This window comes from Streptomyces sp. NPDC091287 (assembly GCF_044768525.1).
GTDB lineage: Bacteria > Actinomycetota > Actinomycetes > Streptomycetales > Streptomycetaceae > Streptomyces.
The window spans coordinates 46,710-61,125 of record NZ_JBIVUV010000010.1 but is presented as its reverse complement, the minus strand read 5'-3'; the positions used below and the strand labels follow the sequence as shown (position 1 = coordinate 61,125).

Annotated in this window: 14 protein-coding genes and 1 pseudogene; 12 read left to right on the top strand and 3 right to left on the bottom strand. The window is 70.7% G+C overall.

What is annotated here, in order from left to right:
* Positions 1-98: 98 nt before the first annotated feature.
* From ACIQRW_RS18550 to ACIQRW_RS18535, 4 genes are read left to right on the top strand one after another with little or no spacing between them, the layout of a single operon-like run.
* Positions 99-1,163, top strand: a complete 1,065-nt coding sequence (locus ACIQRW_RS18550; RefSeq protein ID WP_403761231.1) for a PhoH family protein — start codon at positions 99-101, stop codon at positions 1,161-1,163.
* Between the two features lie 12 nt (positions 1,164-1,175).
* On the top strand, positions 1,176-1,673 hold the full coding sequence (gene ybeY / locus ACIQRW_RS18545) for an rRNA maturation RNase YbeY (RefSeq protein WP_265601704.1): 498 nt from the start codon (positions 1,176-1,178) through the stop codon (positions 1,671-1,673).
* Complete coding sequence (locus ACIQRW_RS18540; protein WP_403761228.1) at positions 1,670-2,968, top strand: hemolysin family protein; 1,299 nt, start codon at positions 1,670-1,672, stop codon at positions 2,966-2,968. The genes ybeY and ACIQRW_RS18540 overlap by 4 nt, the downstream gene beginning before the upstream one ends.
* Entirely contained in the window at positions 2,965-3,318 is a 354-nt protein-coding gene (locus ACIQRW_RS18535) for an MmcQ/YjbR family DNA-binding protein (protein WP_403761225.1), read from the top strand. Before ACIQRW_RS18540 ends, ACIQRW_RS18535 begins: the two co-directional genes overlap by 4 nt.
* Positions 3,319-3,381: 63 nt before the next feature.
* On the opposite strand, the gene ACIQRW_RS18530 is transcribed toward ACIQRW_RS18535, so the two are convergent.
* Positions 3,382-4,818 carry an MFS transporter gene (locus ACIQRW_RS18530; RefSeq protein ID WP_403761222.1) on the bottom strand — a complete coding sequence of 479 codons (1,437 nt, stop codon included), beginning with the start codon at positions 4,816-4,818 and terminating at the stop codon, positions 3,382-3,384.
* 101 nt (positions 4,819-4,919) lie between these two features.
* Between ACIQRW_RS18530 and ACIQRW_RS18525 the strand changes: the two genes are divergently transcribed.
* The 4 genes and pseudogenes from ACIQRW_RS18525 (at position 4,920) to era (ending at position 7,959) form a co-directional block, all read left to right on the top strand.
* Positions 4,920-5,813: a helix-turn-helix transcriptional regulator gene (locus ACIQRW_RS18525; protein WP_403761219.1), complete on the top strand. Its 894-nt coding sequence runs from the start codon at positions 4,920-4,922 to the stop codon at positions 5,811-5,813.
* A 76-nt stretch (positions 5,814-5,889) separates the two neighbouring features.
* Positions 5,890-6,243 (top strand): cytidine deaminase, encoded by a 354-nt coding sequence (locus tag ACIQRW_RS18520; protein WP_361322160.1) that lies wholly within the window; start codon positions 5,890-5,892, stop codon positions 6,241-6,243.
* A 231-nt stretch (positions 6,244-6,474) separates the two neighbouring features.
* Positions 6,475-6,819: pseudogene (locus ACIQRW_RS18515) on the top strand (beta-xylosidase); the annotation flags it as partial.
* A gap of 165 nt (positions 6,820-6,984) precedes the next feature.
* Positions 6,985-7,959, top strand: a complete 975-nt coding sequence (gene era, locus ACIQRW_RS18510; RefSeq protein WP_397652449.1) for a GTPase Era — start codon at positions 6,985-6,987, stop codon at positions 7,957-7,959.
* 54 nt (positions 7,960-8,013) lie between these two features.
* Here era and ACIQRW_RS18505 read toward each other — a convergent pair whose 3' ends face one another.
* Positions 8,014-8,280 carry a protealysin inhibitor emfourin gene (locus tag ACIQRW_RS18505; RefSeq protein ID WP_097965292.1) on the bottom strand — a complete coding sequence of 89 codons (267 nt, stop codon included), beginning with the start codon at positions 8,278-8,280 and terminating at the stop codon, positions 8,014-8,016.
* 58 nt (positions 8,281-8,338) lie between these two features.
* A complete protein-coding gene (locus tag ACIQRW_RS18500; protein WP_403761216.1) occupies positions 8,339-9,415 on the bottom strand; it encodes a M4 family metallopeptidase in 1,077 nt (358 codons plus the stop codon).
* Positions 9,416-9,704: 289 nt separating this feature from the next.
* On the opposite strand from ACIQRW_RS18500, the gene leuA reads away from it, so the two are divergent.
* The 4 genes from leuA to ACIQRW_RS18480 all read left to right on the top strand — a co-directional run bounded on the left by leuA (position 9,705) and on the right by ACIQRW_RS18480 (position 14,395).
* Positions 9,705-11,510 carry a 2-isopropylmalate synthase gene (gene leuA, locus ACIQRW_RS18495; protein ID WP_403761213.1) on the top strand — a complete coding sequence of 602 codons (1,806 nt, stop codon included), beginning with the start codon at positions 9,705-9,707 and terminating at the stop codon, positions 11,508-11,510.
* Between the two features lie 224 nt (positions 11,511-11,734).
* Positions 11,735-12,439 (top strand): TerB family tellurite resistance protein, encoded by a 705-nt coding sequence (locus ACIQRW_RS18490; protein ID WP_403761211.1) that lies wholly within the window; start codon positions 11,735-11,737, stop codon positions 12,437-12,439.
* A 272-nt stretch (positions 12,440-12,711) separates the two neighbouring features.
* Positions 12,712-13,458 (top strand): DNA repair protein RecO, encoded by a 747-nt coding sequence (recO, locus tag ACIQRW_RS18485; protein ID WP_026237355.1) that lies wholly within the window; start codon positions 12,712-12,714, stop codon positions 13,456-13,458.
* Positions 13,459-13,540: 82 nt separating this feature from the next.
* Positions 13,541-14,395, top strand: coding sequence for an isoprenyl transferase (locus tag ACIQRW_RS18480; RefSeq protein WP_403761207.1), 855 nt, complete (start codon positions 13,541-13,543; stop codon positions 14,393-14,395).
* The last annotated feature ends 21 nt before the right edge of the window (positions 14,396-14,416 follow it).

The following is a 14,416-nucleotide window of genomic DNA, read 5'->3' as shown; positions in this document are numbered from 1 at the left end:
TGCGTTGTCACCGCCAGGTCGTAGGCTTGGTAATCCAGAGGTTGTCGAGCAGCGAGAACCCTGCAACGGGAGGTATGCGCAGGCCCGAGGGCCGGCCCATGACTCAGACACCCACACAGCCGCAGGCGCGTGCCCAGATCAGGATCCCGGCCGCACACCCCATGGTGATGCTCCTGGGATCGGGTGACTCGCTGTTGCGCGTGATCGAAGAGGCTTTCCCGGCGGCCGACATCCATGTCCGGGGCAACGAGATCAGTGCCACGGGCGAGGCCGCCGACGTCGCTCTCATCCAACGCCTGTTCGACGAGATGATGCTTGTGCTCCGCACCGGAGCGCCGATGACGGAGGACGCAGTGGAACGGTCGATCGCCATGCTCAGGGCGGCCGGCACCGGGCAGGGGGACCCCCAGGGTGAGACGCCCGCCGAGGTGCTCACACAGAACATCCTCTCCAACCGCGGCCGCACCATCCGCCCCAAGACGCTCAACCAGAAGCGGTACGTCGACGCGATCGACCAGCACACGATCGTGTTCGGCATCGGTCCCGCCGGTACGGGCAAGACCTACCTCGCCATGGCCAAGGCCGTCCAGGCCCTCCAGTCGAAGCAGGTCAGCCGGATCATCCTGACCCGGCCCGCGGTCGAGGCGGGGGAGCGGCTCGGCTTCCTGCCGGGCACCCTGTTCGACAAGATCGACCCGTATCTGCGCCCGCTCTACGACGCCCTGCACGACATGCTCGACCCCGACTCGATCCCGCGGCTGATGGCGGCGGGCACGATCGAGGTCGCGCCGCTGGCTTATATGCGGGGCAGGACCCTGAATGATGCTTTTATCATCCTGGACGAGGCGCAGAACACCAGCGCCGAGCAGATGAAGATGTTCCTCACCCGCCTCGGCTTCGACTCCAAGATCGTCATCACCGGTGACGTCACCCAGGTCGACCTGCCGAGCGGCACCAAGAGCGGGCTGCGGCAGGTCCAGGACATCCTGGAGGGCCTGGACGACGTGCACTTCTCCCGGCTCACCTCCCAGGATGTCGTCCGGCACAAGCTCGTCGGCCGTATCGTCGACGCGTACGAGAAGTACGACAGCCGAAACGGTCAGCAGGACGGTCAGGCGGAAGGCCGCGAAGACGGCCGACGCGACCGCCGTAAAGGGAAGTAGTCGCAGCGCACCATGTCGATCGACGTCAACAACGAGTCCGGAACCGAGGTCGACGAGCAGGCGATCCTCGACATCGCCCGCTACGCACTGGCCCGGATGCGGATCCACCCGCTGTCCGAGCTCTCGGTGATCGTGGTGGACACCGACGCCATGGAGCAACTGCACATCCAGTGGATGGACCTCGCCGGTCCGACCGATGTCATGTCCTTCCCGATGGACGAGCTGCGTCCGCCGGCCAAGGACGACGAGGAGCCCCCGCAGGGGCTCCTCGGTGACATCGTGCTCTGCCCGGAGGTCGCGAAGAAGCAGGGCGAAGAGGCCCCGACGCAGCACTCCATGGACGAGGAGCTCCAGCTCCTGACCGTCCACGGAGTGCTGCACCTGCTGGGGTACGACCACGAGGAGCCGGACGAGAAGGCCGAGATGTTCGGTCTCCAGGCCGCCATCGTGGACGGCTGGCGCGGGGAGCACGGGCTCACCGGCGCGTCCCCCGCCCCCACCGTCTCGTGAGCGCGCCCCTGATCACCGGGGCCGTGCTGCTGGTCGTCGTCGGCTGGCTGGCCGCCTGCGCGGAGGCCGGTATCGCCCGCACCTCCAGCTTCCGGGCGGACGAGGCGGTCCGGTCCGGCCGGCGCGGCAGCGCGAAGCTGGCGCAGATCGCGGCCGACCCCACCCGCTATCTCAACGTCGCCCTGCTGGTGCGGGTCGCCTGTGAGATGTCGGCCGGGGTGCTCGTCACCTACGCCTGCCTCCAGGAGCTGCCCGAGACCTGGGAGGCGCTGGCCGTCGCGATGGGCGTGATGGTGCTCGTCAGCTACGTCGCCATCGGCGTCTCTCCGCGCACCATCGGCCGCCAGCACCCGCTGAACACGGCCACGGCATCCGCGTACGTCCTGTTGCCGCTGGCCAGGATCATGGGGCCGATCCCGCAGCTGCTGATCCTCGTCGGCAACGCGCTGACCCCCGGCAAGGGGTTCCGCAAGGGCCCGTTCGCCAGCGAGGCCGAGCTGCGCGCCATGGTCGACCTCGCCGAGGCGGAGTCGCTCATCGAGGACGACGAGCGCCGCATGGTGCACTCGGTCTTCGAGCTGGGCGACACCCTGGTCCGCGAGGTCATGGTGCCGCGCACCGACCTCGTCTCCATCGAGCGCTACAAGACGATCCGACAGGCCCTCACCCTCGCCCTGCGCTCCGGCTTCTCCCGGATCCCGGTCACCGGCGAGAACGAGGACGACGTCGTCGGGATCGTCTATCTGAAGGACCTGGTCCGCAAGACGCACATCAACCGCGAGTCCGAGGCCGACCCCGTCTCCACCGCGATGCGCCCCGCCGCCTTCGTCCCCGACACCAAGAACGCCGGGGACCTGCTGCGCGAGATGCAGCAGGACCGCAGCCATGTCGCGGTCGTCATCGACGAGTACGGCGGCACCGCGGGCATCGTCACCATCGAGGACATCCTGGAGGAGATCGTCGGCGAGATCACCGACGAGTACGACCGGGAGCTGCCGCCCGTCCAAGAGCTGGGGAACGGCTGCTACCGGGTCACCGCCCGGCTCGACATCGGGGACCTCGGCGACCTCTTCGGCCTCGACGAGTACGACGACGAGGACGTGGAGACCGTCGGCGGCCTGCTCGCCAAGGCGCTCGGCCGGGTCCCGATCGCCGGCGCGTCCGCGGCCGTCGAGCTGCCCGACGGCCGCAGGCTCCGGCTCACCGCGGAATCCCCCGCGGGCCGCCGGAACAAGATCGTCACGGTGCTCGTGGAGCCGGAGCACCAGGAGACCGAGGAGAAGGAAGCGGAATGACGCCGGAGCGGCTGCGGGCCTTCTGCCTGGAGTTCAACGCGAGCGTGGAGGAGTTCCCGTTCGGCCCGGAGAACTCCGTCTTCAAGGTGCTCGGCAAGATGTTCGCCCTCACCGCGCTGGACGGGCGGCCGCTCACCATCAACCTCAAGTGCGATCCCGACGAGGCGATCCGGCTGCGCGAGACGCACCCCGCGATCGTGCCCGGCTGGCACATGAACAAGCGCCACTGGAGCACGGTCACCGTCTCCGGCGTCCCGGACCGGCTGCTGCGCGAGCTGGTCGAGGACTCCTACGACCTGGTGGTCGCCGGGCTCCCGAAGGCGGAACGGCTGCGCCTGGACCGGCCGTAGAGAAAGCGCGTATACGGGAACGGGCCCGCTCCCTCCGTGGGGGGCGGGCCCGTTCCCGTAAGGTCAGCTCCGCCGCAGCCCCGCCGCCACCGCCGCGCCCGCCGCCAGCAGGACCGCCCCCGCGACCGCCACCACCGTCCGTACGCCGTCGAACAGGGTGTCCTGTGTCGTGGCCAGCACCCCCAGCAGCGGGATACCGACCGTGAGGCCCACCTGCTGGGTCGTGGTGACCAGACCGGTCGCCAGGCCCTGCTCCTCGTTGAGGACGCCGGACGTCACGGTCAGCCCGTACGCGATGATCGCGCCCAGGTGGAACATGCTGGAGAGCGATACCGCGGCGGTCGCCAGCCACACCCCCGACTCCGCGCCCAGGCCCAGCAGCGCGCCGATGAACAGCCCCTGGCCGATCAGGGACAGCGCCAGGGTCCGGCGGGCGCCGATCCGGCCGATCAGCTTCGGCGCGTACATGCCCGCGACCACGGACATCACGCCCTGCACCCCGAAGACCAGACCGGTGGCGAAGGGGGAGAGGTCCAGGACCTCCTGGAGGTACAGGGTCAGGACGAAGACGACGGTGCTCATCATCGAGAAGGTCACCAGGCCACCCAGGTTGCCGAACGCCACCGTCCGCCGCCGCAGCATCGGCAGCGACACCAGCGGGGCCGCCGAGCGGGACTCCACCACGACGAACGCGGAGAGCAGAACGACGCCGAGGACCAGCGTGACCAGCACGTCCACGCCGCCGAAGCCGCGCTCCGCCGCCGTCGACAGCGCGTAGATCAGCGCCAGCAGACCGCCGGTGACGCTCACCGCGCCCGGCACGTCCAGCCGGGGCCGGTCCGTCGTGCGCGACTCCTCCAGCACCCTCGGGGCCGGCACCAGCACCACGACCGAGGCCACCGCCAGCAGGCCCATCGTGGAGCGCCAGCCCAGCGTCTCGGTCAGGACACCGCCCGCGACCATGCCCACCGTGAAGCCGAGCGACATGAGCGTCCCGCTGATCCCGAGCGCCCGGTCGCGCAGCGGCCCCTCGGGGAACGTGGTCGTCAGCAGGGACATCCCGGTCGGCACGATGACCGCCGCCCCCAGCCCCTGGAGCGCCCGCCCGGCGAGGAAGGAGGCCGGGTCCCAGGCCAGCGTCGCCAGCAGGGACGAGGCGCCGAAGACGGTGAGCCCGATGAGGAACAGCCGGCGCCGCCCGTACAGATCGGCGATCCTCCCGAAGAGCAGCAGGAAGCCCCCCGACGGCAGCGCGAACGCGGTGACCGCCCACTGGAGGCCCGTGGTGCTCAGCCCGAGGTCCTTGCCGAGCACCGGCAGCGCCACGTTCAGCACGGAGAAGTCCAGGGCCACCATGAACTGGGCGGCGCACAGCACGAACAGGACCAGCCGGGCCCGGCCGGAGAGCCGGGGCGGACCGGCCTCGGGGGGCGCGGGGGACAGCGGGGGAGCAGGGGAAACAGGAGCAGCAGCAGAGGGGGAGGGGGATTCGATCGCCATGCGTCCCACCCTGCGGCGGCCGGAATAACCGTGGGGAGCGGGAACTTATCCTGTTGCCCGCACCACCAGGCAGGCGCTCGCACGGACACCAGGGGGAGTACGTGGCCACAGCGGCCCAGCAGGCGACGGACGACACGAAAGCCCACCGCCTCGCCGAACTACGCGCGTTCCTCAGGAGCCGCCGGGCCCGCGTCACCCCGGGCGAGGCCGGGCTGCCGGGCGGCGCCCGCCGCCGCACCCCGGGGCTGCGCCGGGAGGAGGTCGCCGTCCTCGCCGGGGTGGGCGTCTCCTGGTACCAGTGGCTGGAGCAGGGCCGCGACATCACCGTCTCCCCGCAGGTGCTGGACTCCGTAGCCCGGGTGCTGCGCCTGAGCAGCGCGGAGCGCCGCCATCTGTACGCGCTGGCCGGGCTGAACCCGCCCCCGCCCGAGGTCGATCCGGCCGACGCCGACATGTGCGAGGGGCTGACCAGGCTCATCGACGCCTGGATGCCCTATCCGGCCCACATCATGGACCGGTACTGGAACACCGTTCTGTACAACGAGGCCGCCGCCTCGGTGCTCGGCATGCGCCCGGGCATCCGGCAGAACTGCCTCGTCGCCTTCTTCACCGACCCCGTCTACCGCACCCGTACCGGGGCGAGTTGGGACGCGCTGGCCCCCCAGGTGGTGGCGCAGTTCCGGGCGGCCTGCTCGGAGGCGCCCGAGGACGACGGTTTCCGGGCCGTCATCGAGGAGGCGAAGGCGGCCAGCCCCCTCTTCGCCGAGCTGTACGAGCGGCGCGACATCGCCCCCGCGGGACAGAACCGCAAGGAGGTCGAGCACCCGGTGGTCGGCCGCCTGTCCCTGGAGGCCACCCAGTTGCGGGTGCCCGCCCGGCCGGACCTGGCGATCGTGCTGCACACCCCGCTGCCCGGCACCGGCTGTGAGGCCAGGCTCCAGTGGCTCGCCTCGCCCGAGGGGCGGCGCGGCTCGTTGTACCCGGTGCCGGGGTGACCGGTCCCGGTCGGCCGGACGCTCCCGGTGCCGGGGTGACCTGCGCGGGGCTCCGCCCGCTTCGTATGCTCGTGCCATGACCGACACCACGGAGCTCGACGCCGAGGACCGCAAGATCGTCACCCTGGCGCGCAGCGCCCGTGCCCGCAACGGGGTGCCCGAGGGCGCGGCCGTACGCGACGAGACGGGACGTACGTATGTCGCGGGCACGGTGGCGCTGGATTCGCTGAAGCTCAGCGCCCTGCAGACCGCCGTCGCCATGGCGGTGGCCAGCGGCGCCACCTCGCTGGAGGCGGCCGCGGTCGTCTCCGCCGCCGAGACGCCCTCCGACGACGACCGGGCCGCGGTGCGGGACCTCGGCGGACCGGACACCCCGGTGCTGCTCGCGGGCCCGGACGGCACGCTGCGGGTCCGCGTCACGGCGGGCTGATCCGGCCGTGTGACGGCGGCCGGTCCCGTGTGCGACGGCGGGCCGGGCGGGCCCGCCCGGCCCGCCGGCCGAGGAGGGAAGCCCGCCCGGTCGCCGATCATGCCGTCATCTGATGGCCCATCAGTCACCGCGTTTCGTCTGCATTGACTTCTTTTTCGCCCGGGTCATCAAGGGCCCCCTGCCGGTACGGAAGAGCCGCCGTACCGCTTTCCGCAGGAGGGCACCGAATTCATGCGACCGACCATGCGAAGATCCACCGAACCGCGGCGCCGCTGGGCCGCCGCCCTGGGCATCACCGCACTCGTCGTCACCGGGGGAGGGCTGCTCGGGGGCCCGGCGCAGGCCGCCGCGACGGCCTCCGTCGCGGTGGACTTCCCCACCCACTGCATCCCGCCGCCCATCGCGGGCATCCCGCCCATCGACGGCACCACGACCGCGCAGATCACCGTCGACAACGCGACCCCGCAGGTCGGCGACACCGTCGCCGTGACCTACACCGTGGTCGTGCCCGCCGCCAGCAACCCGGTCGACCTGGCCTTGCCCGCCGACATCATGACGCCGACCGGGAAGGTCACCTTCCTGGCCGTGCCGTGGCTCCTCGCCGGAGTGCTCGCCGTGCTCGTCGCCGCCGGAGGGACCCTGTGGGCACGGGCCCGCCGACGCCGTACCCGTACGGACTGAGGCGGCCGTGACCGGTCTCGCGCGGCCCACTGTGCTCCGACGCCGCCGGGATCGGGGAGAATGGTCGCCATGAGCGCTCGACCGAACCAAGAATCCGCTGCCGCGCAAGCGGAGACCACCTCCCCCCACCGGGCAGGCTTCGCCTGCTTCGTGGGCCGCCCCAACGCGGGCAAGTCCACCCTCACGAACGCTCTCGTCGGTCAGAAGGTGGCGATCACCTCCAACCGCCCCCAGACCACACGGCACACGGTGCGCGGCATCGTGCACCGTGCCGACGCGCAGCTGATCCTGGTCGACACCCCCGGCCTCCACAAGCCGCGCACCCTCCTGGGCGAGCGGCTCAACGACGTCGTGCGGACCACCTGGGCCGAGGTCGACGTCATCGGCTTCTGCCTGCCCGCCGACCAGAAGCTCGGCCCCGGCGACAAGTACATCGTCAAGGAACTCGCGGGGATCAAGAAGACCCCCAAGATCGCCATCATCACCAAGACCGACCTGGTCGAGTCGAAGGCGCTGGCCGAACAGCTCCTCGCCGTCTCCGCGCTGGCCGACGAGCTCGGCTTCGAGTGGGCCGAGATCATTCCGGTGTCGGCGGTCAAGGACCAGCAGGTCAGCCTGCTCGCCGACCTCATCGCCCCGCTGCTCCCCGTGAGCCCGCCGCTCTATCCGGAGGGCGACCTCACCGACGAGCCGGAGATGGTCATGGTCGCGGAGCTGATCCGCGAGGCGGCGCTGGAGGGCGTACGCGACGAGCTGCCGCACTCCATCGCGGTCGTCGTCGAGGAGATGCTGCCGCGCACGGACCGTCCGGCGGACAAGCCGCTGCTCGACATCCACGCCAACGTCTACATCGAGCGCCCCAGCCAGAAGGGCATCATCATCGGTCCGAAGGGCCAGCGGCTGAAGGACGTCGGCACCAAGTCCCGCAAGCACATCGAGGCCCTGCTCGGCACGCCGGTCTTCCTGGACCTGCACGTGAAGGTCGCCAAGGACTGGCAGCGCGACCCGAAGCAGCTGCGCAAGCTCGGGTTCTAGGCAGGTCCGCGGAAAGGCGCCTGCCTCACGCGCCTCCGACGGAAGGAGCCGATCTCACGCGCCCTCCTTGAGGACGCGTGAGATCAGCGTGCGCTGCGCCCCGGTCAGATCGGGGTCAGCGCAGTACACGGTGCGGTCCCCGACGGTGATCGCGTAACGGAAGCCGTCCGGTACGCCCGTCGGCGGGGTGTCCCGCGCGGAGTCGAGCGCCTCCTCGGCGAGCGCCTGCCACTCCGCGGCGTCCGCCCTCCCCCCGGTGTCGACCTCATGGCGGCGGGCGATGCCGGCGAAGCCGCCGGTCCTGCTGACCTGAATACGCATGGGGTCCTGTCTATCGGGGGCCGGCAGAGGCGCTCAACCCCGCCTCCTGGGGCCGGGGCTACGCCTTGGTCGGCACGCCCACCTCCGACCAGGCCTTGAGGACCGCCTCCCGCTCGTCGCCCGCGCCGAAGCGGTCGCCCGCCGCCGCGACCGTCAGCCGGGCGAACTCCGCGAAGTCCGCGTTCGCCGTCAGCTCGCCGCCGGTCAGCACGTCGAACCAGATCTGCCCGGCACGCTCCCAGGAGTTGCCGCCCAGCGCGGTGGCCAGGAGGTGGAACGCGCGGTTGGGGATACCGGAGTTGAGGTGGACCCCGCCGTTGTCCTCCTCCGTCTCGATGTAGTCCGCCATGGACCCCGGCTGCGGGTCCTTGCCGAGGACGTCGTCGTCGTACGCCGTGCCCGGGGCCTTCATCGAGCGCAGCGCGTCCCCGCTGACCCGGGGCGCCAGCAGTCCGGCCCCGATCAGCCAGTCGGCCTGCTCCGCGCTCTGACCCAGCGAGTACTGCTTCACCAGCGAGCCGAAGACATCGGACACCGACTCGTTGAGCGCGCCCGACTGGCCCTCGTAGCGCAGGTTGGCGGTGTGCTGCGTCAGGCCGTGGGCCAGCTCGTGGGCGATCACGTCGACCGCGACGGTGAAGTCGAGGAAGATCTCGCCGTCGCCGTCCCCGAAGACCATCTGCTCGCCGTCGAAGAACGCGTTGTTGTACTCCTCGCCGTAGTGCACGGAACCGATCAGCGGCAGCCCCTTGCCGTCGATCGAGCTGCGCCCGTACGCCGAGAGCAGCAGCTCGAAGGTGGCGCCGAGGCCGGCGTACGCGCGGTTGACGCTGGCGTCCGAGGTGGGCTTGTCCCCCTCGTCGCGGACCTGGCGGCCGGGCAGGGTGGTGCCGTTCCGGCAGTCGTACAGGGTGCGGTGGGGCTTGGTGGGGACCGCGCCCACGCCGGGGGTGCTCGGGACGGCGGCGAGGGCCGTGGCGCGGCGGCGGTCGCGGCGGAGGCCGTCGGCCGCCAGGGTGCGGCGGGCCGGGTCCGCGAGCCGGGCGTCGGCGGACCGGGACAGGTGATCGAGGACGTGGGGCGGAACGATGGTGCAGAAGACGGGGTGGAGATCGCCGTCGGTTCGAAGGTGCATACAACGACTGTGGCACTCCGTCACGGCGCTGTCACTGGTTGCGACGATGATTGACGAAATGGAGTGATGAGTCACTGTTTTCCCGTCATCGATACCCGGTCCCGCATACTGATACGGACCGACACCACGGGCCACACTCGGTTACGCTCGTCGCATCATGCGTTTCGGGCTGCTTCTCCTTAGCTGCCGCGGCGAGGGCCTGTAGTCGTAGGCCGACCCCCTCCCCGCGGAGTCTGGTGCTGCAGCGACACAGTCGGCCGACCCCCGCTGGACCGAGGAGCCCTACGCCATGACCACCGTGAATCCCGCCGGTAACACCGTGAATCCCGCCCGTGATTCCGTCGGCCGCCCCACCCCGATCACCAACGCGACGCAGCTCCAGAAGACGTCGGGGATGCCGATCCACAAGTACCGCGGCTACGAGGCCGTGGACATCGCCGACCGCACCTGGCCCGACAACCGGATCACCGTCGCGCCCCGCTGGCTGTCCACCGATCTGCGCGACGGCAACCAGGCGCTGATCGACCCGATGTCCCCGGCGCGCAAGCGCGAGATGTTCGACCTGCTGGTCGCGATGGGCTACAAGGAGATCGAGGTCGGCTTCCCGTCCTCCGGCGAGACCGACTTCAACTTCGTCCGCTCCATCATCGAAGAGGGCGCGATCCCCGAGGACGTGACGATCTCCGTCCTGACGCAGGCCCGCGAGGAGCTGATCGAGCGCACCGTGGAGTCGCTGGTCGGCGCCCACCGGGCCACCGTCCACCTGTACAACGCCACCGCCCCCACCTTCCGCCGCGTCGTCTTCCGCGGCTCGCGCGACGAGGTCAAGCAGATCGCGGTGGACGGCACCCGGCTGGTCATGGAGTACGCCGAGAAGATCCTGGGCCCGGAGACCGTCTTCGGCTACCAGTACAGCCCGGAGATCTTCACCGACACCGAGCTGGACTTCGCCCTGGAGGTCTGCGAGGCCGTCTGCGACGTCTGGCAGCCGGAGGAAGGCCGCGAGATCATCCTCAACCTGCCCGCCACCGTGGAGCGTTCGACGCCCTCCACCCACGCGGACCGGTTCGAGTGGATGTCCCGCAACCTGACCCGCCGCGAGTTCGTCTGCCTGTCGGTCCACCCGCACAACGACCGGGGCACCGCCGTCGCCGCCGCCGAGCTGGCCATCATGGCCGGCGCCGACCGCATCGAGGGCTGCCTGTTCGGCCAGGGCGAGCGCACCGGCAACGTCGACCTGGTCACCCTGGGCATGAACCTCTTCTCCCAGGGCGTCGACCCGCAGATCGACTTCTCGCAGATCGACGAGATCCGCCGCACCAGCGAGTACTGCAACCAGATGGAGATCCACCCGCGCCACCCCTACGCGGGCGACCTGGTCTACACGGCCTTCTCCGGCTCCCACCAGGACGCCATCAAGAAGGGCTTCGACGCCATGGAGCGGGACGCCGCCGCCCAGGGGAAGACCGTCGACGACCTCGAGTGGGCCGTGCCGTACCTGCCGATCGACCCGAAGGACGTCGGCCGCTCCTACGAGGCCGTCATCCGGGTCAACTCGCAGTCCGGCAAGGGCGGTATCGCCTACGTCCTGAAGAACGACCACAAGCTGGACCTGCCGCGCCGGATGCAGATCGAGTTCTCCCGGATCATTCAGGCCAAGACCGACGCCGAGGGCGGCGAGGTCACCCCGGCGCAGATCTGGACCACCTTCCAGGACGAGTACCTGCCGAACGCGGAGAACGCTGTGGCTCGATGGGGTCGCGTCCAGCTCCGCTCCGGCCAGACCACCACCGACACCGACGGCCGGGACACCCTGACCGTCGAGGCCACCGTCGACGGCGCGGACACCGTGCTGAGCGGTACGGGCAACGGCCCGATCTCCGCGTTCTTCGAAGCGCTGCAGGCCATCGGCATCGACGCCCGGCTGCTGGACTACACCGAGCACACGATGAGCGAGGGCGCCAGCGCCCAGGCCGCCTCGTACATCGAGTGCGCGATCGACGGCAAGGTCCTGTGGGGCATCGGCATCGACGCCAACACCACCCGCGCCTCGCTCAAGGCGGTCGTCTCCGCCGTCAACCGCGCGGCCCGCTGACCCGTCCGGCCCCTCCCGGGCCCTCGCGTCCCCCTCCTCGTACGGACGTCCGGTTCGACCCCGTACGACGGCAATGACGGACCCCGACCGCCCGCTCCGGGTGGTCGGGGTTCGGCCATATCCCGGGGTTGTGACGTCCCAGAGGCTGACGCAGCATCGCGCGTGTGGCTAACATCACGTCCAACACACGGCAATGTTGCCGGAGCGTTACGGAGGTGTACGAGGTGCGGTCAGCCAAAGGACAACGCGCTCTGAGGCCGGTCCTCTGCGGCGTTCGCACCATCTGGGACGCCGTCGGCGACGGCGCCTTCTTCTGCCCCGGCTGCGGGGGAGACCGCAACTACCGCCGGCTCACCGGCCGCCGCCGCCTCACCGTCCTCGGCGTCCCGCTGGTCGGCAGGGGCGAGACCGAGCCCGTCGTCGAGTGCGCCGCCTGCCTCACCCACTACGCCCCCGAGGCGCTGGACCACCCCACCACGACCCGGTTCTCGGCGATGCTCCGCGAGGCCGTCCACACCGTCACCCTGGCCGTCCTCGCCGCCGGGGGCACCACCTCCCGCACGGTCCTGGAGGCCGCCGTCGCCACCGTGCGCGACGCCGGGCTCGACGACTGCACCCAGGAGCAGCTGTTCACCGTCGTCGAGGTGCTGGCCGCCGACACCGGGCGGGGCTCCGGTTCCGACCCGGCCGCCGAGGCCTGCGGCCCGACCCTCGCCATCGAGCTGCACGAGGTGCTGGCCCCGCTCGCCCCGCACCTGGCCGTCGCCGGCCGCGAGTCCGTCCTCCTCCAGGGCGCCAGGATCGCGCTGGCCGACGGGCCCTACCGCACCGCCGAGCGCCAGGTCCTGACCACGGTCGGCAGCGCCCTCCAGCTCCCCGCCGACGACACCGCCCGCCTGCTGGCAGCCGCCGCCCGCACGCCCTCCTAGGGCGTGTTTCGAAAGTCCCGCCTGCTCGGCGACGCCTGGCACTTCCCCAAGCTCTCGGCTTCGCTCGAGCAGGGGAGACCCCATCCCTCGCCGCGTTGTCGGGATCACCCCGATACATCCAGTATCGGGGCGACCCTCCGCCTTGCGATCGCACGCACCAGACGCCGCCGAGCCCGCCCTCCGGGCGGACGGCGCTACTTTCGAAACGCGCCCTAGAGCCTTCTCCGCAGCCGACCCGCCACGGGCGGCCCCGGGTGGGCGACAATGGGCCCATGAGCTTGTTCCGGGACGACGGCATCGTGCTGCGTACGCAGAAACTGGGCGAGGCCGACCGGATCATCACGATCCTGACCCGCGGCCACGGCCGGGTGCGGGCCGTCGCCCGCGGGGTGCGCCGCACCAAATCCAAGTTCGGCGCCCGCTTGGAGCCCTTCTCCCACGTCGACGTGCAGTTCTTCGCCCGCGGCAGCGAGCTGGTCGGCCGCGGGCTGCCGCTCTGCACCCAGAGCGAGACGATCGCCCCCTACGGCGGCGGGATCGTCGCCGACTACGCCCGCTACACGGCGGGCACCGCGATGCTGGAGACCGCCGAGCGGTTCACCGACCACGAGGGCGAACCGGCCGTCCAGCAGTATCTGCTGCTCGTCGGCGGCCTGCGCACCCTCGCCCGGGGCGAGCACGCCCCCCACCTGATCCTGGACGCGTTCCTGCTGCGCTCGCTCGCGGTCAACGGGTACGCGCCCAGCTTCGAGGACTGCGCCAAGTGCGGAATGCCCGGTCCGAACCGGTTCTTCTCCGTCGCCGCGGGGGGCGTCATATGCGGTGACTGCCGGGTCCCCGGCAGCGTCGTACCCTCGGCACAGGCACTGGCCCTGCTGAGCGCGCTGCTCAGCGGCGACTGGGCGACGGCGGACGCGTGCGAGGCACGTCATGTCAGGGAGGGGAGCGGACTGGTGTCCGCCTATCTGCACTGGCATCTGGAGCGCGGCCTGCGCTCGCTGCGGTACGTCGAGAAGTGACGCGGTACGTGGAGAAGTGACGCGGTGCGTCGGGCAGACGACGTGGTGCGTGGAGAAGTGACACAGGGAGACTGAGAAGCTCATGGCAGTACGCGGGATCCTCGGCGGCCGTAACCGGCGCACGTACAAGACCCCCGAGCCGCACCCCACGGGCGCGACGCCTCCGAAGATCCCCGGCGAGCTGGTGCCCCAGCACGTCGCCGTCGTGATGGACGGCAACGGCCGCTGGGCCAAGGAGCGGGGTCTGCCGCGCACCGAGGGCCACAAGGTCGGCGAGGGCGTCGTCATGGACGTTCTCAAGGGCTGTATCGAGATGGGCGTGAAGAACCTCTCGCTCTACGCCTTCTCCACGGAGAACTGGAAGCGCTCGCCGGACGAGGTGAAGTTCCTGATGAACTTCAACCGCGACGTGATCCGCCGCCGCCGCGACGAGATGGACGAGCTCGGCATCCGCATCCGCTGGGTGGGCCGCATGCCCAAGCTGTGGAAGTCCGTCGTCCAGGAGCTCCAGGTCGCCCAGGAGCAGACCAAGGACAACGACAAGATGACGCTGTACTTCTGCGTCAACTACGGCGGCCGCGCCGAGATCGCGGACGCCGCGCAGCGCATCGCCCAAGACGTGGCGGCCGGGAAGCTCGACCCGTCCAAGGTCAACGAGAAGACGTTCGCGAAGTACACGTACTACCCGGACATGCCGGACGTGGACCTCTTTGTGCGCCCGAGCGGCGAGCAGCGCACCTCGAACTATCTGATCTGGCAGAGCGCGTACGCCGAGATGGTCTTCCAGGACGTTCTCTGGCCGGATTTCGACCGTCGGGACCTGTGGCGGGCCTGCCTGGAGTACGCCCAGCGCGACCGCCGCTTCGGCGGGGCGGAGGCGGTGGAGGCGGCGAAGGCCGCGAAGGCCGCTGAAGCCGCTGAGGCGACGAAGAAGTGACACGAAAGCGACGCGGAAAGT

Bases quoted from the DNA above. Each gene is read 5' to 3' on its own strand.
- ACIQRW_RS18530 (WP_403761222.1), bottom strand. From the start codon at position 4,818: ATGGCGATCGAATCCCCCTCCCCCTCTGCTGCTGCTCCTGTTTCCCCT.
- recO (WP_026237355.1), top strand. From the start codon at position 12,712: ATGAGCTTGTTCCGGGACGACGGCATCGTGCTGCGTACGCAGAAACTG.
- leuA (WP_403761213.1), top strand. From the start codon at position 9,705: ATGACCACCGTGAATCCCGCCGGTAACACCGTGAATCCCGCCCGTGAT.
- ACIQRW_RS18505 (WP_097965292.1), bottom strand. From the start codon at position 8,280: ATGCGTATTCAGGTCAGCAGGACCGGCGGCTTCGCCGGCATCGCCCGC.
- ACIQRW_RS18500 (WP_403761216.1), bottom strand. From the start codon at position 9,415: ATGCACCTTCGAACCGACGGCGATCTCCACCCCGTCTTCTGCACCATC.
- ACIQRW_RS18520 (WP_361322160.1), top strand. From the start codon at position 5,890: ATGACCGACACCACGGAGCTCGACGCCGAGGACCGCAAGATCGTCACC.
- ACIQRW_RS18550 (WP_403761231.1), top strand. From the start codon at position 99: ATGACTCAGACACCCACACAGCCGCAGGCGCGTGCCCAGATCAGGATC.
- ACIQRW_RS18535 (WP_403761225.1), top strand. From the start codon at position 2,965: ATGACGCCGGAGCGGCTGCGGGCCTTCTGCCTGGAGTTCAACGCGAGC.
- ybeY (WP_265601704.1), top strand. From the start codon at position 1,176: ATGTCGATCGACGTCAACAACGAGTCCGGAACCGAGGTCGACGAGCAG.
- era (WP_397652449.1), top strand. From the start codon at position 6,985: ATGGTCGCCATGAGCGCTCGACCGAACCAAGAATCCGCTGCCGCGCAA.
- ACIQRW_RS18480 (WP_403761207.1), top strand. From the start codon at position 13,541: ATGGCAGTACGCGGGATCCTCGGCGGCCGTAACCGGCGCACGTACAAG.